This window comes from Enterobacter cloacae (genome assembly GCF_013375935.1).
In the GTDB taxonomy this organism is placed as follows: Bacteria; Pseudomonadota; Gammaproteobacteria; order Enterobacterales; family Enterobacteriaceae; genus Enterobacter; species Enterobacter pasteurii.
Map to the genome: position 1 here is coordinate 3479975 of NZ_CP056117.1, position 22521 is coordinate 3502495.

Sequence of the window (22521 nt, forward strand, 5' to 3'; positions counted from 1 at the left end):
GCCGAAGCCAGTAACCCTGCCTGGGAGTTGTTCATTTTTGACGTTGCAACTAAAGGTCAGCACTACGATAGCGTGTTTTAGTGCGCACTCGCGTATTTTCTCCCTCTTGGGTGAATTTGGCCTGCTTTCGCAGGCCATATACTGCCCCCCCACGCACGACGATGTGCTTTAAGAGAGTCAACGGCAATACCAATAAAAAGCGCTCGGTTGCACGATGTGGACAGCATCCTGATATGGCTCCCGTGGACTTAGCCCCCGGCCGCGTCCAACATAGCGAAGCCAGCACTCAGGCTCCATGACATTTTTTATACTTTACTCCCGACCCGCAGGGACAAGGTTCATTTCTGCCTACCGCCCCGAACAATCGCGTTACTTCGGATTTAGCCGCCTTGTAAGCAAGCTGCGCGATGTAGTTCGATTGATTTTCAACCTCCTGTCGCTGCTCACCTGTTAACCCTTCAAAAAAGGGGGCTAGCCGACGCATCTCCGCTTCTGCCTGCCCATGTTCGCCTGCAAGTGCCAGTATGACGGCGTACTGGCTCCGGACCTGAACCAGTCGCTGTACCAGGCCGGCTTCATTAACCACGGGCAGGACGTGTTGCTCCAACACCTGTCTGGCGCCGACATAGTCCTTTCTTGCGACAAACTCGTCTGCCAGATCCTGTCCGACCCGGACCAGAGATTCCGGGGCCGCGGTCATGTTGTAAAATTTCATCGCGTGAATACGCAGAAGCGGTGACACTTTTCCCTGTGCGTCAGTAATCCTGGCGAGTAACTCCAGGGCATCGGCCAGATGTTTGATGTGTTCGTGAACATTTTCAGGCTGGTTGATGATTGTCCACAGCACATCCGAGTTCTTACCCATGACATCCTGTGGGGTAATACCAAATAGCGCGTAATAGCGATTTACTACGCTCAGGCACAGCGTTTCTGCTTGCTTGTATCTTTTCAGTCTCCAGAGCGCGATGGCACAGGTGTAGTTAAAAATACGCGCATGCTCTTCGTCCGGAAGACTGGGGCGGGCTTCATCTGCCAGCCTTTGCACTTCACTGAGGTCTCCCTTTTCGGATAAGAAAAGCATCCGTTTCATGGTGTAGGCTGTGTGTTCCCGGTAGCCAAACTCATGTTCTGTAAGCAAGGCTCCCATCGCTTCCAGCCATAGCGCAATTTGCTCAGAAACACCGTCTTTAAGCTCGGAAAAAACCAGTCCATCGAGTGCCCAGAATTTTTGTAAGGGCGCCAGAGAGTCTGAAGCTGTCGCCTGTTTCAGGCTTTCCATAATGTCGACAGTAATGCCCATCTCATAAAACAGCTCTTCACCAGATAGACCGATGAGCGTCATGACATCGTTAAGCTTGATGTATATCTGTGTCAGAAGAGAAAATCGCGAAGTGTCACGTGTCTGGTGAAGACTCTCGATCAAAAGATCTTTTAACGCCAGTAACGCGTTGTTTGTGATATCCGCGTCCATCATGGTCAGGTGCTGCAGCCCCAGCGCCCTGACAGCGTCGTGTACCTTTAACGTCTGGTTTCCATAGTTTTCAATGGTTCCGGTGGCTCGCATTTTTTTAATTAATGTGGCTGCTCCGCTTGAAGGGATATTCAATGAACGGGCAAGGTACCCTGAAACTTCGTCACGGCTCAGTCCCACATCGGACAGACTGAACAACGCCAGTGCGTTCTGGACCGGTGGCTCGAATCCCTGATAGACCCGGCTGAGAATGACGTCCTGCGCAGTTTCCGTGCTGTTTTCCTGTTGCCGCAGTTCAGCACACAGCGTGTCTATATCCCCTTTGTATTCCTCTGCGGCAACTCTCGCCGCGCTTTCGACATACAGCGGCAACCCTCCGGTGTAGCTTCGTAGCTGCTCATATCCCAGCGCACTGGCGTGCCCACCGAGGTCGGCCACTGCGGCAGCCACTGTGTCGATATCCCATCCCTGTAACGATTCACGCTGAAGTCCAGTCATCGCCTCCAGTTGACGGACATTGTCATGGGGCTGGCACAGCAGCACAAAATGGATACGGGTTGTGGCGTGTAGAACATCCCGCAAGTTCTCCACAGGGATACGATGCGCGTTATCCAGAACCAGCAGAAGATTGTCGTTCCGTTGCTGCAAGAAGGTGTCGAACGTTCTCAGCGCTTCAACGCCACTGGCACCAGGGAGCAGTATTCTTCGCAGGCCACCTTGCTCCTGAGTCGCAAACCGGGCTGCCAGCTCACGAACCAGCGTACTGGCAAGTGCAGGACCCGGAAGGTCGCCAGCGTCGTAATACGCACACACCTGTGTACTGTGCTGGGCGGCCTGTGCTGCCCATGCTGTTTTACCTGCACCAGACAAGCCGCAAATGATGCGTATTCGCTCATCCGAAACAAAAGAGGGTTCCTCTCTTTGTGGCCGGTAGAGTGTCGGCGGTGCAGGGAAGTCCTGTAACTGAACGATGAGCTGTTCGAACAGGGCAGGAAGATCCCGGGTATAAAACGCATGCTGTCCGTCGGCATCACCTCCGGTGGCGGCGAGCTGGACCAGACCGGCCAGCTTCCAGATCAGGGATTCTGGCGACAATAACGAAAAATTCAGTTGCTCTGCTTGCGCGATGCACCACGCGGCCGCATCAGCCACGGCGTCCCAGGCAGGGGGAAGTGCGGGATAGCGCTCAGCGGTTGACTGGGGCCAGATAAAACGGACATCCGCAGGAAGCGTCTTATCCTCAATCATCTTCTGCAGATGTGGACCTGGCGCCTGGTTGGCGACGATAACGAAAGAAGCGCTTCCCTGGCGGCGCCCATCAGTGTGCTCGTTACGCAGCTCCGCAAACCGCGCGAGCGCGCCAGACACATCGCTGAGAATGATGGGTTTCAGGCGGGTTTTAACCTGAACGTAAATGCGCTCCTGCCTGGAGTTGAGTTCAATATCCTCATCCAGCTCAACGGTTACTGTCTCCACGCTTGCTTTCTGTGCCAGCAGCAAGCAGCCAACGGCATACAAGTGCTGATAAAGGAATCCCCGGTGTACGGCTTCAATACGTACCAACTGGGCAGAGTCCAGAACATCCGGCATAGATTTTTCTTTGCTTCCCCTCATTTTTGTTCCTCAAGTTACTTGTCAGAAGTATCCAAGATTTACCTATCAGCGTGCGCAATGGAACTTAAGTATGGCTACTAAAAGTTTGACCAGAACACCCGGATTGATCGGTACGCAACAATTTCACCTCATATTTTGAGAGAGGCAGATGTAGTTCGTATGGTGTTAAATCAATAAATTGAAGGAAGTCCACCCGCTGTCAGATATGTCAGTAAAACAGGCTATATATCATTGATTAAGAAATTCGGGAGCGTTACTTTTATACGTGTCGGTGCACTGGCTGCGCATTTGTAGTTATCTTTACGACAGGCGAGTGGACAAAAAGAATAAAAGAGGGAGAGTCCCGTGGTCAGAGTTTGTAAAGTTGAAATCCAGAACTTCCGATCTATTCGTTTGCTGACCTGGCTGCCTTCGCCAGGGCTCAACTGTCTCATTGGCCCTGGGGACAGTGGCAAGACCACAATTCTTGACGCTATAGATTTGTGCCTGGGGGCGCGACGTAATGTCAGTTTCAGCGACACCGATTTTTTTGGTCTCGATGTGACTCAGCCCATCAGCATTACCTTGGCCCTGGGGTCATTGCCGGATGCACTGAGGACTATAGAAACCTACGGCAATTATTTGCAGGCGTTCAACAGCACGACTGGGCAGATTCAGGAAGAGCCCCAGTTCGGGCTGGAAACGGTTTTGTGTCTGCGGCTTAGCGTCGACAGTGAACTGGAACCTAACTGGACGCTGGTTTCTCAGCGTGCCGAAGCGCTAGGTCAGGAACGCAATCTGGCCTGGAAAGATCGGCTGCTCATCGCACCGGCGAGACTTGGCACATATGCAAGCTCAAATTTATCCTGGGCACGCGGATCGGTGCTTAATCGGCTCACGGAGGAGCGCCCTAATCTGGGGGCTGAACTGTCAAATGCTGCGCGTCAGGCCCGAACCAGTTTCGGTGGTCAGGCTGCAGTACAACTCGCGGCAACGCTGGACGTAGTTACTCAGAAGGCCAATGAGTTGGGTGTGCCGGTCGGTGGTCGGACTCAGGCCTTATTGGATGCTCACGCGGTTTCCATCGGCGATGGTGCAATTGCGCTGCACAACGCCGCTGGTGTGCCGCTGCGTTCTCTTGGTACCGGGTCGTCCCGTCTTCTGGTGGCAGGAATGCAGCGTGCTGCCGCGCAACGGGCCTCCGTGGCGCTGGTCGATGAAGTGGAATACGGACTCGAACCGCATCGGCTTACCCGGTTACTGAACTCCCTGGGTGCCAGGGAAACACCGCCGCCACTGCAGGTTTTTCTGACCACACACTCTTCCGTGGCAGTGCGCGAGCTTAATGGCAATCAGCTCTTCGTTGTGCGGGGCCACCCGACAGCTCCCCACCAGGTGCTGCCGGTGGGCATTGCCGATGATATTCAAAGTACGGTTCGGGCCGACCCCGAAGCCTTTCTAGCTCGTAGCGTTATCGTTTGTGAAGGTGCGAGCGAGGTGGGGCTGATTCGCGGGCTGGATCATTACTGGACCGCCCTCAACGGTAATTCCATGCTGAGTGCAGGAACCGCATTCGTGAATGTTGGTGGAGGAGATCCTGACCGATGTTTTGTGCGTGGGCTAGCACTGCGTCGACTTGGTTACCGTGTGCTGGTTCTGGTGGATGCAGATAAGCCGCCCACCCCGGCGACGGTCGAGGCCTTCGAGGCCGTGGGTGGAGAACATATCACCTGGCGAGCCGGTCATGCGCTGGAGGATGAACTGTTTATGAGCCTGCCTGATGCAGGCGTCGACGCGCTGCTTCAGCGGGGTATTGATCTTATGGAGGAGGAACTGGTGGCGGCACATATCCAGACGCAGTCCAACGGTCAGGTTACGCTTGCCCATATCCGGAACCAGCGGCAACTGATTGGGGGGGGGCTTATTCTCCTGAAATACGACAACTATTGGGACTCACTGCGCGTAACCGACGCAACGGGTGGTTTAAATCGGTGACCCGGTATGAAGATGTGGCGCACGATATCCTTGGTCCTCATCTCCCCGCGTCTGATGCCGGGTTCCAGGCGCTGATTAACCGGCTGTACGGGTGGGCACATGCCGCCTGACTACAACCTGCTAGAATATCATCGGGGGACGATTACGGCCCCGGCCGGGTGCGGTAAAACACAAATCATCGTAGATACCCTGGCCCTGCATACGGGAGGAAGGCCGGTGCTTATCCTCACGCACACCAACGCGGGTGTTACAACACTGCGTCTGCGTATGCAACGCGCCGGTGTTTCTACAGCGGCCTACCGTATCGCCACTATTGATGGATTTGCCATGCGTCTAGTGGCGATGTTTCCAGCGCGTAGTGGGCTTAACGCTGAGGTTCTTCAACTGCGCAATCGTGGAACTGACTATCCCGCTATACGACTGGCTGCCTGCCAGTTGCTGCAGGCAGGACATCTCAATGATGTTCTGCCGGCCAGTTACGTTCACCTCATCGTGGATGAATACCAGGACTGCAATCTGGTGCAACATGCAATGGTAACCGCGTTATCAACAGTGCTGCCTGCCTGTGTACTCGGTGACCCTATGCAGGCTATTTTTGGCTTTCGGGGTAATCAGCTCGTGGACTGGGACGCACATGTACTCGCTCACTTTCCACTGATTGGTGAGCTCAATCATCCATGGCGCTGGGCTAACTCAGGGGCGCCGGAACTTGGTCGCTGGCTTCTGGACTGCCGGAGGATGTTGCTGAATGGCAATGCCATTGACCTTCGCCAGGTGCCTGCTGAGGTAGCCTGGGTACCGTTACAGGCAGAAACTGCTGTTCAGCAGCGTCTTACTGCCGCCCAGACCCGAGCGGTTACCGCTACCGGGCAGGTACTGGTGATTGGAAACAGCTACGACACTCGCGGGCGCCAGCAGATGGCCAGCCAGACCCCGGGTGCGACGACCGTCGAAGCTGTCGATTTGGTTGACCTTACCGACTTTGGTGCAGGGTTTAACCTGGAGGCTGCGGATGCGTTGACGCGCCTGGTAAAGTTTGCCGCAGGCGTCATGACCCAGGTTGGCCACGCAGCATTGCTGCCCCGGCTGGAAACGCTACGAAGAGGAAGAGCCCGCAATCCGCCGACGGTCGCAGAAGCAGCGTTAGTGGCATTTGCAGAGAGACCAGGTTTTACGCTGGCCGCAGAGGCGCTGCGCCTTCTGACTCGTCAGGACAATGCGCGAGTCTATCGGCCAGAGGTTTTGCGCTGTTGTTTGCGCGCCTTGCAGTCGGCTGCTGCCGGAGGCTGCACTTTTGCAGACGCCACGATAAACGAGCGCGAACGCAATCGCCACGAGAGTCGACCGTTGACCCGGCGTGTAATCGGCAGCACATTGTTGCTAAAGGGACTGGAAGGGGAGGTGGCAGTCATCACATCCCCGGAAGAGATGGATGCACGACACCTCTATGTCGCTATGACGCGGGGAGCTTCGCGGCTGGTTGTGTGCTCGCTAACTCCCATATTGGCGGCCCGCTAACTCCGATGCAAAGCGCCCTTGCTCGCAAATCGCACCTTCCTTAGGGCCAGTGCCTGACGTACAGTCCTATCAAATAGCCTGGCTTCTATCACCATTCTTCACGCCTTGCCGGTGAATCAAACTCCTTTTCAACCAAATTTGAAGCTTTTGTATAAGTTGAAATAGGTCCAGAACTAAGCGAAATCTCCACTCCTAAAATATTTAACACGTTGTATAGACGCTGAAAACTTGCTTTTGAAGGGTTTGCCTCAAGTCGAGCATAAGTCTGCTGAGTGACACCCAACCTGGCGGATAATTCTCTTTGAGTTAATCCTTTTGATTTACGAAAACCAATTAAAAGTGGCCGTAACTGGCTAAGAAGTCTGACCGGGAAAACATTATCCATAAGTAGGTGACCATGTCGATTATTTAAAATAAGTTCACTTTGCGTAAAAATAACAGCCTTCAGGGTGTTTTTTTACTTTACAGCTTTTAAGGTGTAAGGATGAACTCGTTGTTTAATTTGTTGCATTAAAGTGTTAAAGGTTGCATCTGGGACTGACTAAGATTATATTTTTCAGGACTAGCATATAGTGGTACGCGCTGCTAACACTCATATTAGTGAGGCTTATCAGTGCATGAAGGGAGAGGGCAGGGTAGGCTTTGCCCTCTCTTTTTCATGACTGTATTAAACTTCAAATCCTTTTTAAAACTCATTGCCCTATTGCGATATTTTTATTAACAATCCCAATCAGTGTGTTTATTTTTTCATTTATCTTAATATGTCTTTTATCTTGCTCAAGAGAAAGTTTCCTGAATTCATTTTCCCTGCTCGGCACGGCAATTATCAATTCTTCATAAATTTCTTTTGCTCCTGACACTTTTTCCAATTCACTGCTGTATTTTTCAATGAGAGATCTTATTTGAATGTTTACATCACTGTGTTCATGGCTGGTAGCACTTGAAAATTGAAGGGAGGTTTTTTGGCTTACCTCAATTAATTGCACATTTTCTTTTGCTATATTGAATTCTGATGTGATTGAGTATAGATATTGATACACGCCTGATTTTCTTACTTTATTTAATAATCCTTTTTTAACTAGATATTGTATTTGGTTATAAGAAAAAGCTTTTGCCTTTCGATAAGTTTTCGGGAGTGAGAATCGCTCGACAAGAATTTTTGCTACATCATTACTGGTGAAGTTAACCTTGCCAATGTGGATTATTGCAGAAAATATGTACGACTCAGGGTTGGATACTCGACTATTCATATGACTAAAACAATGCAGTTAACTTAGGATTGCTAAGTATACAACAATGGCAGATACTTAGACAATCTAAGCATTCGAGGCCAATGAAGATGAATCAGTGTCTGAAAAAAATCCGATACCAGAACGACTTAAGGAAGCGAGATGCAGGGCGGGTTTATCACAGCGCTCACTGGGCCTCCTTGTTGGGTTTGATCCCGCTTCGGCTAGCAGTCGTATGAATCATTATGAGAAAGGGCGGCATGTCCCCGATATTGATACGCTTCGACGGATGGCGTCAGAGTTAAACGTGCCGTTAAACTACTTTTTTTGTGATGATCAGACCACAGCAGAACTTGCATTACTCATATCCCGGATGACAGAGGAAGAGCGAAGTAATCTTATCGAAGCACTCAAAACGTCTTCAGGTGTAAAACATGGTGGTAACAACTGATGTTCTACAAAAGGCTATTGATCTTTTAGAAGGTAACGAAAGTGCAGCATTAAACTGGTGTAAAGAGCCAAATCGCCTTAAGAATGGAAGACTCCCTTCGACATAAAGGACATAGAAGAGGGAGTATTGATAATTAGTGCGCTAATTTTACGAATAGAGTAGGGCGTTTACTCATTAGCCCATTCTTGAATTTCTTTTGCGCTCAGCAAGTTCTCGAATGAGATCGTCTGCAAGCATATCCTCTACTTTGATAGGAGTTGCGTTGTCGATATACTCAATGATGTCGGCGAGCGCCAGTACATTTCGTTCATATTTAGCTTTCAATGCTATAATTTCAGCATCAAGACGATTTGCCTTACTTATATAAGCAGCGCCGGTTCGCCCCATAGCCAATTTAGCCTTTTCATCTGTAGTCAACTCTCGTTTACCATCTTCGTAGTTGTTATGCTGGCGAAGCCTGTAATTATTGATGATAGTTTTTCGAGAGGTGAGGGTACTAATGCCACCTTTAACTATTCCTTTGGCTTTAAGACGGGCATGTAACGTGGATGGTTGAATTGGGGATTTTTCCAGTCCCTCTTGTACCATGGCTTGTAGCTCGGCTTTGATGTAAGCATCAAGTTCCTTACCCTGAATGACTTTATCGTCTGCATTGCGACTGCGCGGGGTCTTAGCCATTATTATTTCTCTCTATACGTTTCTGTTCAATAAAGAAAAGATCAGCTAGGGTTTTTGGGGTTTTGCCAATTAGCATTTGTTTATTAATTCGCTCAATAACTTTATATAATGGGTTGTTCAGATCATCAGAAAACAGGGAAACCAATTTTTTCTCGCCTTGAACCTTTACAGCATCAGCTTCAAGAGCCTCGAGCACGATGAGAGCTTCTTCCTGTTCTTTTAAAGCCAGCATGAAGCCTGGATTCACTATAGTCAACTTACGGAGTTGAATGATTTCTTTTCGCTTGTTTGATAAACGTCGTGATGCTTCTTCCGCTTCGCCAAGACGACCTGTAAGAGTGAAGTAGCCACAAGGTAGACCAGACTGACACTTAAGCGCATGAGGACAACCCCACCGAGCTACATCTCTCGTACAGGCTCCAAATCCAAGAGGATGCAGTTTTGCATGGCGTTGAAGCAGTGATTTCGCCTTATCAGCCAAATTTTGTTGTACTAACTTGTCATGTGCACGTTTTAGTTCAGGCAGAAAGTTATCAGACATTGTGCCAGTTATATAGTCAACAACCTCAGCAGTTGTTTCACCAAAAGTCTGCATGTTCTGCTTCAGATTATGCTCGGTATTGAGCTCAGGATTTATCATTAGTGAGGTTGTTAATTTAACGTTTGCAACACCTGTATTTTTTACCGTCTTGGAAGACCGTGATAGAGCTGCCATTCTGCGGCTAACCTCAGTTCTGGAGGAGGGTAGGTTGACCTGAATGCAGGGTTTCTGCTGCGTAGTAAAGAGTGAAAGCTGGAAACTCTTCGTGAGAGCTTGATTGTTCTCATCATAAGCCTTTTCCAGCATATTGATTGCTAGAGAAGCGGTCTGATAGGACTGTGATTCGGCCTGATGCTGATAGTGTTTATTCTGGGTGATATCAACACGCCCCATTAGGATGGCCTGAATATGATCCGTCACTCCAGCGATTGCCAAGAATGTATTTATGTTATGTCTTGGTACATGCTTTTTGATAATGACACGGGATCCATCATCTTCAAAAAGATTAAAGTGATCAAAGATAGATTTTCGGTTTTGTGTTCCGCCTAACCATGCTTCTATTGAGTTTTCATCAAGTGGAAAAATATGTTGCAATGAAACAAAATCTTTACCAATTCCAAATGCACCTTCCGGCATGATGAGCATCAGGTCTTCATAATTGAAGTGTTCCCAGTCACCATTGTTTTTGGCTGAAATTATGCACTGGTGCCCAGGCTCAAAGTTTTTTGCTTGAGCGTAACGCTGATAGACATAATCATTCAACTGTTCTTTAGTGAAGTACCAGCTGTTCTTCTGTTTATGAACAGGTATTACCTTAGGTTTATGTCCGCTAAAGTTCGCAATGGAATTCCGAATACTCTTTCCAAGATCATTCCTGGAGCCACCAGAACCACTAAACATGATGTCTTCAAGATAATTTTGCTCAATCCATTCATCAGGAAAATCAGCGATCTTACCTGGGAGCATGTTAGTGAAATTAGAATCTCTGAAGCCCTGAATCGTTTTACGGAACCCAGAGGTCAATTTTTGAACAGATTTATAAATCATCTCAACGACAGAATAAGTGCTTGGCGCCAGCCAATGGATCCGCCATCCAGCCTTTTTTGCACCAAGATACTCAATACCCAACCTGTAAGTAGGCCAGTCTTGATCTATTGCGTGCTGACGTTTTTCTTTATCCGTAATTTCTCGCTTAACCAAAGAAGTCATTTTCAGCAACATTATTTCCTGGAAACGGAAACCGCAAATAATTGTGAGTAACAACATATTGTAAAAGATACGCTGATAACTATTCTCAGCTAAAGCGATCAACTCAATAACACACATAAATGCACGGATTGATATGAGTCTTTCATCATCAGTTTGATCAGGGGTGGCTTCTTGCGCTTTCTTCCTTTCTTTAGTGCTGTTAGAACCATTTCGATAAGGAAACTTATTTTTTACTTCAATATTAACTAAGAAAAGATCATATTGACGTAGTAAAGCAATGGCCTTTACTGCAATATCGCAATAGTCGCTGACATTATCAGGACTGTCAGAGTTCTCATGATGCCGCTCCATCGCTGCATGAATAATATCGGAAGTCAGATACATTGGGTGCGTTTGACTTGTTTTATTTACCATTTCCCAATACCAGCGCTTCATCACCTGTAATGGTTTGTCTAGTGTAGAACCTGCTGGTAATCCGCCAGTGATACACACCAGATGCATGTGATAAGCTCGCATAAAATCCTGAAATTCCGAAGAAATATTCATTTGTGAGAGCCCCTTAACACGACTAGAAACTTCGTCCCACTTAAAGCCGCGATCTTTTGTTTCTTTAAGCCATGCAACACCTTTCTCACCAAAATGCCAGGAACCGGCATTCCACTCCAGTTGTCCAACGGCATTGTAGGCAACAAGACGCTCTTCAAATTTTGCTTTATATTTCTCTATATAAAAAAGAAGATTATCCGCCTGTTTATTAAGTATTGTTATTTGCGTAGTCATCGTTTAGATAGCCCTCCGGAAGTTTGCCATTTCAATGCGAGCCATAACCTGATTTACATGCTGTTTCCGCCGTACTAATTCCTTGAGAAGTGGATGATTTAAAACGCCAGCATCATCGGCAACATCACGGACATTTTTGATTTCATCATTCAGCGAAAGAAATACTTTTTTGTGGTCTCCATCTATAAATGGTTTGAAATACAGGCAACCGTAACATCCACGACCCTGTGCAAAGGGGCACATGTCTTCATCATAATTACATCCACCGAGATGGTAATGAAGTTGCCCACCAATTGACCCTGCAACATTGCGGCCTTTCCATTCGCTACTGTGAACCAAATTCCCAGTCAACATGAGAGCCATCATATTCTTAAACACAGGGTTGCGACCCAAAGCTGCCTCACGAATATCAGCCATCTCAGGGGTGGCTGCAATGTATCGATCTGCAACAACATAAGAGGATTGACCCAATATATAAGCTATCTCAGGAGCACTGGCACCACTCATTGCCATTGAGTGACCAACGTTGTGACGAAAGAGGCTTGCGGTATATACAGGTAGTTGATAATCATCGTTTTTTACTGCCTCCTGAATCTCCTGTGGTGAAAATCTGAATAGCATTTTCTTTAATGACGCTTCCACCATCTTCATTGAAGATACTATGATGGAAAACATTGGTTCGGTATCATCAATTCCAACTAGATACTTATACAGTAAGATTAACTTTCCAAGTTCTTCCGGAATTGCAACTCGAACTCGATCGATAGTTAGTTTTGACTTTTTGGCATATGGCACAAGTACTGAATAACGCATCCCGTACTTATTCTCGGTATCAACGATAAAATCGCCTCCGGAAAGTTTACCGATCTGTACAGGTCTGGCCCCAATGTAATAAACTATGCCAATAATAATGCAGTCCCGTAATGTATCAATTTTAATGGTTTTCTTTACAGTTTCCAGATGAATGTTTTTATTTTCTTCAACATCAATTTTTGGACATAGTTTAGATGCCCAACGTTGAATGCCATTTTCTATCATTAAGCATACTTCTTCTGGTATAACGAGGTCTAGGTTTTGGTAGCGAGTCCAGTTGTTGTTCCTAGGGCGTGGCACTTCCAGCAATAGATCTTCCAGCTCAGTACTGTCATCCTTACTTTCGAAGAATCCACTACGATCAAGTTTTCGTAACGCATAGAGGGTGTAATAGAACTGACTGCTGTCTGAGTGATTTTGCTCAGTCTTCGCAACCAGTATTTGCATTTTTTCAATAAGGCTTTCGCGAGTGATAACCTCAATTTGTTTGAAAGTTGTTGCGACAAACTGAGAAAATTTATCAGCAACACTTGCCGAGTTCTCATTTATGTACTCGATCGTTAAGTATTTCAATAGCTTGAGTGAAGTTGGTGATAAATCACAAAAGTAATTACCAGTAGAGAATAATATAGCCACATTATTACCTGAGAATCTGTATCGCCAATCATCATGTAGATATAAATATCGGTCATCAAATTCTGTTGCACTTATTAGAAACAATCGTGTAGGGAGCTGAATATTTCCAATCCATTCTAGCTGTTCTTTTGTAAAGTGAAGCGGTGGGGTTTTAAATAAACCACCCCCGGTGATACCGCTCTCAGTTGAATAGATCTTTGAATGTGAAGTCTTCGTCATAAACATTATCTTCTAGCAAGTTGTAGGTTTTTCTTTGCGAAATGTTTGTTCCTGGGGAAGCTAAATGCATATCTGAATGTTTCGTACGCTTATAGTTGCTCTGGTTACTCACCACTTCTATAAACCGCTTGGCATATCTTAATGGAACTTTACTGGTCAGTGACCAGCCGCCTAAAGCACGAAGTTGCTCAATAGCTGGTTCAAGTACTCCATTCATCCTTGCTCGAATACCATAGTCTTGCGCCAGTATTAGTGATTCACTCAGGAGACTATTGTAAATAAATTCAAGAGTGATATTAGCCCAAGTATGCCGCCCAACGTGTGGTGTTATATTAACCATATTATTAATAGTTTTATTATTTTTCGCACGATAATGTGGGAATAGGGCAATGAATGCTGGATCAATTTTTTCCTTATAAAATGTTCGAATTGCATCGTAAGTTAATGGAGTTAACCTACCTGAGCCTTTAATAAAAACAAATTCATGGTCATCAATTTTTTTCTCTTCAAATAATGGGGACCGATATTGCTCCATATAGATGGTAAACATAATGAAGTCATCTTCGGTCAATTCGATTTGTCGCTGTGAATGCTCAGTCTTGAGTGAAGGTTGTTGTTTCCTTGGATCAACTACCTCATCTGGTAGATTTTGTACAATCAGGATGAAACGAATGTTACCTCGTGAATCTGGAAGGGTTGGCCCCACGCAATCCTTCAACAACAATTGAACTTCACCAACACGTAAGCCATAGTTAAACATTAACCGGTGGATAAGGTAGTTACGGTATTGTTGAAATCCTGAATCGAATGGGTTTTGGGGATTAACCACGGCCGTGAATAATTCGCCGGTCTCGATATCTGAAAATTCAGGAGTGGAGGGGATTAACATGTTCGTTAGTTCGACACTTTGCTGACTGGTGATACTTTTGTATCGGTGTGCGGGTTCGTTCCTGGATACTTCAACTCTGTTGAAGACCTTAATTCTGTCAGCGAGATCTCTGTGGTTCGCCTGGTTAATCTGGTGAGCTTCAACAGGAGACATATCCTGGTATGCCAGATTCATATATCTATAGTTGAGATACTTAAGGAATCGGCCAACGTTTCTGACGTGGTTACCATAGGTGGACTTGTTGGTTCTGGAGAGTGCAGAATGTAAAAACCCGGTAGAGATTATGTCGGTCTCGTCACTCAGGTGCTGCTTCCCGAGCAGGTAAGTAAAGAAGCCATCAAGCTCCCTGATAAAACGGGAGATATTGAAGACAGACCGATAGAAATCGTAGTCAAATGTTCGTTTGTGCTTCTTAAAGTAATAGACGTAAAAGAAGCGCAGCGAACACAGAATGTTTTCTTGAGTCCCCAGATGTTTCTTGCTCAGTTCATTCATTCCATAAATTGTGGCGAACATGACTGGTAGGGTAGTCACATCATCAACTATGAGATGAGTTCTCTGGTTGTTCCTCGATAAATGTAAGATGGAATATGCCATGAACTTAGCGGATGCCCCCTAATTTTTGCGTTATGAAGTCATCGTAAGTCCACAACTAAACTTTGGCAACTGACTGATTCATCAGTAAGTTCCTGAAAGAGAGGAACTCATGAACTTAAGAGCAAACCCACCATATTTAACATAATATACATTATGCGTACTAATGTTGTAACGGCAAAGTTGTAATGTCCGTTCTGGGCTAAGTTAAGATGTCCGTCACGTAGATTCACCATCGAGGGATTCTGATGACGGCACACGCAGCGGAGTTTTTCACTTTGGACGAAGTTAACCGACTCAAAATCATTCAGGACGTTGTCGACCGGCGTCTGACCACACTGATGGCTGCGCAGCGCCTTGGTATTTCCGATCGTCAGTGCCGACGCCTTCTGTCGCGTTACCGTGAATATGGCCCACTGGGTATGGCTAGCCGTCGTCGTGGAAAACCCAGCAATAACCAACTACCTGATGGTCTTGCCCAGTACGCACTCAATATTATCCGCGAACGCTATACCGACTTTGGGCCTACGCTTGCGTGCGAGAAACTCGCAGAACTGCACGATATTCACCTGTCCACCTATTTTGAAGCCACCAGGGGCTATCTGGAAAAGCATGGCAAACCACTGGCATTGTATAGCGACAAAGCCAGCGTCTTCAGAATCAACAATAAAAATGCCACCGGCGGCGATGGTTATACCCAGTTTGGCCGTGCGATGCACGAACTGAACATCCAGACTATCTGCGCCAATACCAGCTCAGCCAAAGGCCGCGTGGAGCGCGCCCATCTGACGCTTCAGGATCGCCTCGTAAAGGAACTCAGGCTCAGGGGCATTTCTTCAGTTGATGCAGCCAATCATTTTGCTGATGAGTTTATGACTGATTACAACCGGCGTTTTGCGAAAGCGCCCCGGCATGACTTTGATGTGCATCGACCACTTGAGAATGACGATGATCTGGCCGCATTTTTCACATGGCGGGAACAGCGCCGTGTTTCAAAATCCCTGACGGTGCAGTATGACAAAGTACTCTATCTGATTGAAGATAATGAGTTAAGCCGCAGATCTATTGGGAAGTACATTGAGGTCTGGCATTACTCGGATGGCCGGAAAGAACTCCGGCTAAACGGAGTCGTCCTTCCCTTCTCCACTTATGATCGTCTTCAGGAAATTGACCAGGGTGCTATCGTGGACAACAAGCGCCTCGGGCGGACACTTGAGTTTATTAAGCTGGTTCAGGACAAACGCGACAATAACCGGTCTCAGGCTCTCCCTGCCGGAGATGGCCCCTCGCGGCGGCGCAGAAAGCCCACGCAGAAGAAATCCCAGCGTTCCCTGAATGGTGACGATATGCTGGAAGCATTGAAGACATTACAGTCCCGTTCTGAAGGAATTTTCGGTACAAGGAAATAACAAATCTCTGAAGGCAAACATAATCCCACCCTTCATAGAACTGAAATGCCAGAGAGCTTAATGTCCGCTTTGAGCGAAGAGCGGACATTATGACCTTATCACTCTCTGCAAAAGTTGAACTTATCATTCATGACATAAGTCTCTTCAGCGAAGACTTTAAAGCATCTAGAAAGACAGTAACGCGGCATGGCAGGTAGCGCTTTGTCGGAAACAGCGCCCATATTGCCAGCATGTGGCATTCCGCATCACTAAGTGTTATTTCGACGAGTTCTCCGGTTGCAAGTTCAGAGTGAATATCTGCTTTTGTTAGTTGTGCCAGGCCCGCTCCGGCCTTACACATACTTCGGACACCTTCTACATTGTTACAAATGAACCGTGGCTCAAATAAATGACTGAGTAGGTTCCCATCTTTCACAAATGTCCACTGAGACACCATTGCCGTTCTCAAACACAGATGATTGGTCAGTTCTGCCAGAGTGGTGGGAATCCCGTGCCGGGAAAGATAAGCAGGTGAGGCACAGAGGACCCGGGGGTTGCTGCTGAGTCTGTGGGCAATCAGGTTCGAATCCTTGAGCGGGGCAACCCTGATGGCCACATCGTATCCCTGACCCACGATATCCACTACGTCATCGCTAAGGTTGAGGTCGATTTTCATCTTCGGATTCCGTTCCATGAGTTCAGGCAGCAGGGGAAGTATGCAACGGCGGCCGATGCCGGAGGGTGCCGTGATCCTCAAGAGGCCTGTTGCCCCGCCAGCGTCCTCACTGAACATAATCCGCGCGCCCTGCTCTGCTTCCATCATGGTTCTGGCATAGGGAAGAAATTCTTCGCCCTCGCTGGTCAGTGAGACCGCGCGGGTCGTACGCTGAAACAGGCGCGCCCCTAAATCCTTTTCCAGCTGGGCGAGATGTCGCGACACGCTCATCGCGCTCATGCCAAGTCTGCGTGCGGCCTGAGAAAGATTGCAGGTTTCCGCAAGTACGGTGAACAGTTCGACGTCCCGAAGATTCATTATATCTATTTCCGTTATACAGTGATGCATTTTTTACCAGTATAACGTTTATGATAACGGCATTATAATAATATTTATTATAATTGTTACCAGGGAGTCACCATGCACTACGCATCCTTATATGAAGCCAAATCCATTAACCGCACCCTGTTCCGCAATCGCATTATGGTTGCCCCTATGACGCGTATCTCCGCGTCTGAAACCGGCGTACCGGGTAAAAAAATGCAGGATTATTACTCCCGGTTTGCCCGGGGAGGTTTTGGTGCCATCATCACCGAAGGTATCTATATTGACCAGGCGTGGTCGCAGACCTATGCGTTTCAGCCAGGCATCGTGAATGAAGAACAGCTCTCCGGCTGGAAAAATATTGTCGAAAAAGCGCATCAGAACGGTGCACGCGTTATAGCCCAGCTCATTCATGCCGGTGCGTTGTCTCAGAAAAATATCTACCGTCCGGACTCTGCCGGTCCTTCTGCCGTAAAACCTAAAGGTCAGCAGCTTGAGTTCTATCATGGTTCCGGTGAATACCGTACACCCCAGGCACTCAGTGAAGAGCAGATCCACGACATCATCTCCAGTTTTGCTGACAGCGCTGAGCGTGCCGTCAGTGATGCAAAATTTGACGGGGTTGAGATCCATGCGGCGAACGGGTACCTGCTTGATCAGTTCCTGACAGACTATACCAACCAGCGTACTGATGGATGGGGTGGTTCCCTGGAAAACCGGCTGGCCATTACGTTGGAAGTTATCCGTGCTGTACGCAGCGAAATTGGCGCAGAAAAGGTGCTGGGCGTCAGGATTTCGCAGGGAAAAGTAAACGATTTTCATCATAAATGGAAAGAAGGTGAGGCAGAGGCCAGGACAATATTTGGCCTGCTCGCCGATGCCGGCGTGGACTATATCCATGTGACCGAATATAAAGCTTGGCTGCCTGCATTCGAGAATGGCGATAAGAGCCTTGTTGAGCTTGCCCGTGAAGCCGCTCCTGAGACCGTCATCATTGCTAACGGCGGGCTGGATGACGGTGAAACGGCAGAAAAGCTTCTGGGTATGGGGGCAGACTTTGTTTCCATTGGCAAGGCTGCGCTTGCCAATCCTGACTGGCCACGAAAGGTCAGCAGCGGTCTGCCAATCCACGAACTGCCTGGCGATATTCTTTCGCCGGTTGCGGACATTAAGGAAAAAGAGCGTTTTTAATTGTTATCACCAGCTGTACTGAAACCAGGGAGTTAACATGACTGACAAGTCGAAAAAAACCATCAGGATCTTATTTCCACAGTGGCAGGGTGGCAACCAGGAGCTCTACGGGTTTGGTGCCCGGCTGCTGCACTGGCTCTCTCCGGAGTCACGCTCCCCTCTGCATACTATCAGCGTGCCGGAGTTTAACCCGGACACGCCTGAGCCTGAACAGGGGCTGCTTTATCGCCGGCAGTTACTCAGCCAGCATGATGAGGCCTGGGCAGTGCTGGAAAAAGAAGAACCGGATCATATCGTGGTGTTTGGAGGTGACTGCCTTGTAGACCAGGCCCCCTTTGCCTGGATGAACGAGAGGCACAATGGCGAAATGGGCGTACTGTGGATCGATTCACACCCGGATGTGAAGACCCCTCGCGATTTTACCAACGGCCATACCATGGTACTGGGCAATCTTTTAGGCGGTGGCGATCCGGAGTTTGCTTCAAAAGTGAAGACCCCGGTCGCCCCCTCACGCGTCATGTATGCCGGCCTGATTGAAGAAGGGCTGACGGAGCAGGAAACGGCCGTTATCAGCGATCTTGGTCTGCAGGTCGCCCGACCGGAAGAGCTTTATGAAAACAGTGACAGGATCACACGCTGGATAAAAGAACAGAATATCCGCAAACTTGCCGTGCATCTGGACCTGGATGTCCTCAATCCGGACGTCTTCCGTTCGCTGCTGTTCGCGGAGCCTGAACCTGAGTTTGACTGGCAGGCGGTGTATCCGGTAGGGAAACTGAACCTTACGCAGACGCTTAGGATTATCCGTGATGTCTCTGCCGAGACAGAAATTGTGATTATAGGTATTACCGAACATCTGCCATGGGATGCCTGGAATCTTAAAGAGTTTCTTAAAAAGCTTCCTATAATGAACGAGTAAGAGCCCAGATCTAATTTTGTCAGCACGTCATCTTGAGGATATACGGACTTCTAACATAACCTATTGGCATTACTGATACTTTTCCTGTCACATCGTCCGCTTCTGGCACAGAGCGGACATTTGAGCTTTGCCCTGCCTCGGACATCTGAACTTAGCTTTGACATACTAGCGAAATAATGACATGCGCCTCCAGTCTAATCTCCCCAATCATGTCACTACTCCTTTACGCTATTTCAGCATAAATCCAGCGTCATAAACCGACTGTTTGGATCAGGCTGATAATCAGCGAACGGCTCGCAGTCAACAAAACCGTGTTTGCTATAAAGTTGATGACATGCGGTAAATCCTGGCTGCGTCCCCGTTTCTAAGCTCAGACGTTTCAGGCCTTTTGCTCGCGCAACCTGTAAGATATGCAGCAGAAACAGATTTGCTACACCGCGGCGCAAATAATCAGGTGCGGTACGCATTGATTTCAGCTCGCCATGGTCCTCATTGAGCACTTTCAGCGCGCCAATTCCCGCGAGCCGCTCCCCGTCCCATGCTGACCAAAATATGACTGCCGGATCGCGTAGTTTTTGGACATCCAGCGCATGGCTGCTTTCCGGCGGGGATTGTTCCAGCATGCCGGAGATATGATAGGCAACTAATGCCTGCACGGCTGGATGCGAGAGATCGTCCGTTTTGATAGTAAACATGAATTATTCCAGATAGTTGGCTACAGTTTGTTAACATACAAACAAGCGCCGCCCTCAATGTCTAATACATATTTCTTATGTGGCTAACCCTGCATGTCGAAGCCGGATTTTTGAAAATCCCGGTAGACTTCCGGATTGTTAAAGGCCGGGAATGTGGCTTTCCGTGCGGCTGATTTTATCGCTTCACAATAGCCTTTATTGCCGTTGCTGGTTGATATGCTTAGCGCCGTGCCGTCCCGGGAAAACTCCATGTGCAGCCGGCATTTCTTCCCTTTCCATTTTTGTGGCTCATCAAGCTTATCGTTAATGGCCGCCCTGATTGCCCGCGCTTGGGCGCCCCATTCATCCGCATCGTCCCAGCGTCCTGAACTGCAACTGCCCGTGGCCGTGGTCTTATGGCAGCCGGAAGGATGTAACGGCGCGCATCCCGCGGCCAGGCTGACCACAACGGCCAGCATAACGAATTTCTTAACGGTGTCTGACGATGCCACTTTTTGTTCCTCAATCCATTGTGCACAGGCGCTTATTATTGCCCTTCATCTTCCTTACCGTAGTAAAGTTTACCGAGTTTGATGAGCGGCCTGCCCTGCGATTTACGGTGCATATTCGTATCGCGCAGTGAATAAACGCAGCCACAATACTCCTGCTGGTAGAACTGTTCGCGCTTGCTTATCTCAATCATGCGCGACGATCCTCCCTGCTTACGCCAGTTGTAATCCCAGTACACCATTCCCGGATAATGCGCGGCAGCCCGCTGTCCGCAGTCGTTAATCTGCTGCATGTTCTTCCAGCGGGAAATTCCGAGCGAGCTGCTGATCACGCTGAACCCATTTTCAGCGGCATACAGCGCCGTGCGCTCAAAGCGCATATCAAAGCACATGGTGCAGCGAACGCCGCGCTCGGGCTCCCACTCCATGCCTTTCGCGCGCTCAAACCAGTTATCGGTGTCGTAATCTGCGTCGACGAAGGGCACGCCATGTTTCTCAGCGAAACGAATATTCTCCTCCTTGCGGATGAGATACTCTTTCTGGGGATGAATATTCGGATTGTAAAAGAAGATGGTGTAATCAATGCCCGACGCCTGAATGGCCTCCATGACCTCACCGGAACAGGGGGCGCAACAGGAGTGCAGCAACAGCTTATCTGCGCCGTTTGGAAGCTGTAGTTTCGGACGTTCAAAATTAGTCATAGCCATCAGTCATTTGATTCAGGAAAATTATGGTTGCGGACAGTGTAGCACTTATAAGATTACTGTAAAAAATGCGATAAGCCTCGTGCCCTCAACGCTCATAGACGTCATTGCTGTCCCGCGTCAACGCCCTTGCCGTGACCAGGACATCATTAAAGCGCAGCCCGTCAACGCCCGAAATCTTGCCGAACTCGGTGGCATCAATCGTAATACCGTCCAGCGTTAACCCGCTCACGGGACGTTCCGGATACCCTTCGATGAAAAATGCCCGCGAGAAGCATAGGTCGTCCGAGCGCCTCGCCGTGATGTTTTTAATCGTCAGGCCGCTGACTTCGGTAAGACCGGCTTCTCCCTCGACGCCATCGGCCAGTTTGCGCCAGTGTTCTGGCTTATCAGAGAGATTATCCTGGCTGCCGTAGCTGTACTGCGGGAACCAGTTTAGCTGGATCAGCACCGGAAAACGCACGTCAGTTAGCTGCAAATTCTGAACGGTGATGTCCCGTATAAACCCGCCCCGGTTGCGGGCAGACTTTACACGAAACCCGACGCCCGTCCCGTTAAACGCATTCTTTTCGATCAGGACGCGCTCGATGCCGCCTGAGGTTTCGCTCCCCAGTGTGATGCCGGATCCCTTGTTCAGCGTGCAGCCGCGAATAACGATATCCCTTGCGGCGCGGGCGTTTTGCGCCGCCTCGCGTCCTCGTCCAGATTTGATGCAGATATTGTCGTCATTACAGGAGACGATGCAGCGCTCAACCCGAACCTGTTCGCAGGAGTCTATGTCTATTCCGTCGGTGCTTGGCCCCGCGGAATTAGTAATTTTCACATCCTCAACCGCAATATGGCGCGAATAGCACAGATGCAGATTCCAGAAACCGGATTCCCGGCTGCTGAACTCGCGAAGCGTAACATTCTGGCTCTCAAAGACCAGAACGTTGCGCGGACGCTGGCAGTCATAATCAACGACCCAGCGCAATCCTCTGGCACCGTAGTCCCCGACCATTCCACCGCGCTCGTCATCGCCCCAGAAGCGTCGCCACCATATCTCACCCTGCCCGTCTATCGTGCCCGTGCCGGTAATGCTGACGTTTTCACAATCGATAATATTAATGATGCCTGCCGGCCAGCGCATGTCGATACCGGCCACGCGGGTAGTTATAAGCGGATAGTCAGCCAGATCCTGGCTTCCCGCGAGGCAGGCACCGGCGTCCAGGCGAAGCGAAACGCCGCTTCTAAGAAACAGCGCTCCGCTCAGATAGCGGCCTTGCGGGATGATGATAACGTCGCCGCGGTGAGCCGAATTTATCGCCTGCTGAATGGCGGAGGTTGATGGGCGTTGCGCGGCGGGGTCCGCGCCATACGCCAGAACAGAGATCTCTGTCATGGGCGATCCTTAAGCTGATAAAAGCTTCAGTCTAAGGATCGGCATGGCGGATAACCTTTCTCTCGTTGACAGCCGCGCGGTCTTGCTGGCAAAAAAGCGG

The 22521-nt window shown here is 48.7% G+C and carries 18 protein-coding genes; 6 read left to right on the top strand and 12 right to left on the bottom strand.

Annotated elements, in window-relative coordinates:
- Positions 1-286: 286 nt before the first annotated feature.
- The gene (locus HWQ14_RS16325; RefSeq protein ID WP_176610313.1) at positions 287-3085 is read right to left on the bottom strand and encodes an ATP-binding protein; all 2799 of its coding nucleotides are present in this window, start codon (positions 3083-3085) and stop codon (positions 287-289) included.
- A gap of 345 nt (positions 3086-3430) precedes the next feature.
- Here HWQ14_RS16325 and HWQ14_RS16330 point away from each other — a divergent pair, with 345 nt between their 5' ends.
- Both HWQ14_RS16330 and HWQ14_RS16335 read left to right on the top strand, forming a co-directional pair.
- The gene (locus HWQ14_RS16330; RefSeq protein ID WP_245166412.1) at positions 3431-5059 is read left to right on the top strand and encodes an ATP-dependent nuclease; all 1629 of its coding nucleotides are present in this window, start codon (positions 3431-3433) and stop codon (positions 5057-5059) included.
- 99 nt (positions 5060-5158) lie between these two features.
- Positions 5159-6577: a UvrD-helicase domain-containing protein gene (locus HWQ14_RS16335; RefSeq protein WP_176610314.1), complete on the top strand. Its 1419-nt coding sequence runs from the start codon at positions 5159-5161 to the stop codon at positions 6575-6577.
- 88 nt (positions 6578-6665) lie between these two features.
- On the opposite strand, the gene HWQ14_RS16340 is transcribed toward HWQ14_RS16335, so the two are convergent.
- Both HWQ14_RS16340 and HWQ14_RS16345 read right to left on the bottom strand, forming a co-directional pair.
- Positions 6666-6962, bottom strand: a complete 297-nt coding sequence (locus HWQ14_RS16340) for a helix-turn-helix domain-containing protein (RefSeq protein WP_032149706.1) — start codon at positions 6960-6962, stop codon at positions 6666-6668.
- Positions 6963-7269: 307 nt separating this feature from the next.
- Positions 7270-7827, bottom strand: coding sequence for a hypothetical protein (locus HWQ14_RS16345; RefSeq protein ID WP_176610315.1), 558 nt, complete (start codon positions 7825-7827; stop codon positions 7270-7272).
- Between the two features lie 97 nt (positions 7828-7924).
- Between HWQ14_RS16345 and HWQ14_RS16350 the strand changes: the two genes are divergently transcribed.
- Positions 7925-8257, top strand: a complete 333-nt coding sequence (locus tag HWQ14_RS16350; protein WP_071598204.1) for a helix-turn-helix domain-containing protein — start codon at positions 7925-7927, stop codon at positions 8255-8257.
- Between the two features lie 174 nt (positions 8258-8431).
- Here the strand turns inward: HWQ14_RS16350 and HWQ14_RS16355 are convergent, their stop codons facing one another.
- Genes HWQ14_RS16355 through HWQ14_RS16370 form a run of 4 tightly spaced genes read right to left on the bottom strand, consistent with a single transcriptional unit; the run spans position 8432 to position 14175 of the window.
- The gene (locus tag HWQ14_RS16355) at positions 8432-8935 is read right to left on the bottom strand and encodes a hypothetical protein (protein ID WP_176610316.1); all 504 of its coding nucleotides are present in this window, start codon (positions 8933-8935) and stop codon (positions 8432-8434) included.
- Positions 8928-11465, bottom strand: coding sequence for a hypothetical protein (locus HWQ14_RS16360; protein WP_176610317.1), 2538 nt, complete (start codon positions 11463-11465; stop codon positions 8928-8930). The genes HWQ14_RS16355 and HWQ14_RS16360 overlap by 8 nt, the downstream gene beginning before the upstream one ends.
- Positions 11466-11468: 3 nt before the next feature.
- Positions 11469-13133, bottom strand: a complete 1665-nt coding sequence (locus tag HWQ14_RS16365; RefSeq protein ID WP_176610318.1) for a site-specific integrase — start codon at positions 13131-13133, stop codon at positions 11469-11471.
- Positions 13096-14175: a site-specific integrase gene (locus HWQ14_RS16370; protein WP_245166413.1), complete on the bottom strand. Its 1080-nt coding sequence runs from the start codon at positions 14173-14175 to the stop codon at positions 13096-13098. Before HWQ14_RS16370 ends, HWQ14_RS16365 begins: the two co-directional genes overlap by 38 nt.
- A gap of 689 nt (positions 14176-14864) precedes the next feature.
- Here HWQ14_RS16370 and HWQ14_RS16375 point away from each other — a divergent pair.
- A complete protein-coding gene (locus HWQ14_RS16375) occupies positions 14865-16025 on the top strand; it encodes an ISNCY family transposase (protein WP_176610320.1) in 1161 nt (386 codons plus the stop codon).
- 127 nt (positions 16026-16152) lie between these two features.
- Here the strand turns inward: HWQ14_RS16375 and HWQ14_RS16380 are convergent, their stop codons facing one another.
- Positions 16153-17037, bottom strand: a complete 885-nt coding sequence (locus HWQ14_RS16380) for a LysR family transcriptional regulator (protein WP_176610321.1) — start codon at positions 17035-17037, stop codon at positions 16153-16155.
- A gap of 102 nt (positions 17038-17139) precedes the next feature.
- Here HWQ14_RS16380 and HWQ14_RS16385 point away from each other — a divergent pair, with 102 nt between their 5' ends.
- Both HWQ14_RS16385 and HWQ14_RS16390 read left to right on the top strand, forming a co-directional pair.
- Positions 17140-18234: an NADH:flavin oxidoreductase gene (locus tag HWQ14_RS16385; protein WP_176610322.1), complete on the top strand. Its 1095-nt coding sequence runs from the start codon at positions 17140-17142 to the stop codon at positions 18232-18234.
- 37 nt (positions 18235-18271) lie between these two features.
- Positions 18272-19153 (top strand): arginase family protein, encoded by an 882-nt coding sequence (locus HWQ14_RS16390; protein WP_176610323.1) that lies wholly within the window; start codon positions 18272-18274, stop codon positions 19151-19153.
- A 233-nt stretch (positions 19154-19386) separates the two neighbouring features.
- Here HWQ14_RS16390 and HWQ14_RS16395 read toward each other — a convergent pair whose 3' ends face one another.
- The 4 genes from HWQ14_RS16395 to HWQ14_RS16410 form a co-directional block, all read right to left on the bottom strand.
- Positions 19387-19848, bottom strand: coding sequence for a GNAT family N-acetyltransferase (locus HWQ14_RS16395; RefSeq protein WP_176610324.1), 462 nt, complete (start codon positions 19846-19848; stop codon positions 19387-19389).
- An 83-nt stretch (positions 19849-19931) separates the two neighbouring features.
- A complete protein-coding gene (locus HWQ14_RS16400) occupies positions 19932-20306 on the bottom strand; it encodes a cell envelope integrity TolA C-terminal domain-containing protein (RefSeq protein WP_413815234.1) in 375 nt (124 codons plus the stop codon).
- Between the two features lie 68 nt (positions 20307-20374).
- The gene (locus HWQ14_RS16405; RefSeq protein ID WP_369750619.1) at positions 20375-21037 is read right to left on the bottom strand and encodes an epoxyqueuosine reductase QueH; all 663 of its coding nucleotides are present in this window, start codon (positions 21035-21037) and stop codon (positions 20375-20377) included.
- Between the two features lie 91 nt (positions 21038-21128).
- Positions 21129-22421, bottom strand: a complete 1293-nt coding sequence (locus HWQ14_RS16410; protein ID WP_176610325.1) for a glycoside hydrolase family 28 protein — start codon at positions 22419-22421, stop codon at positions 21129-21131.
- Positions 22422-22521: the final 100 nt, after the last annotated feature.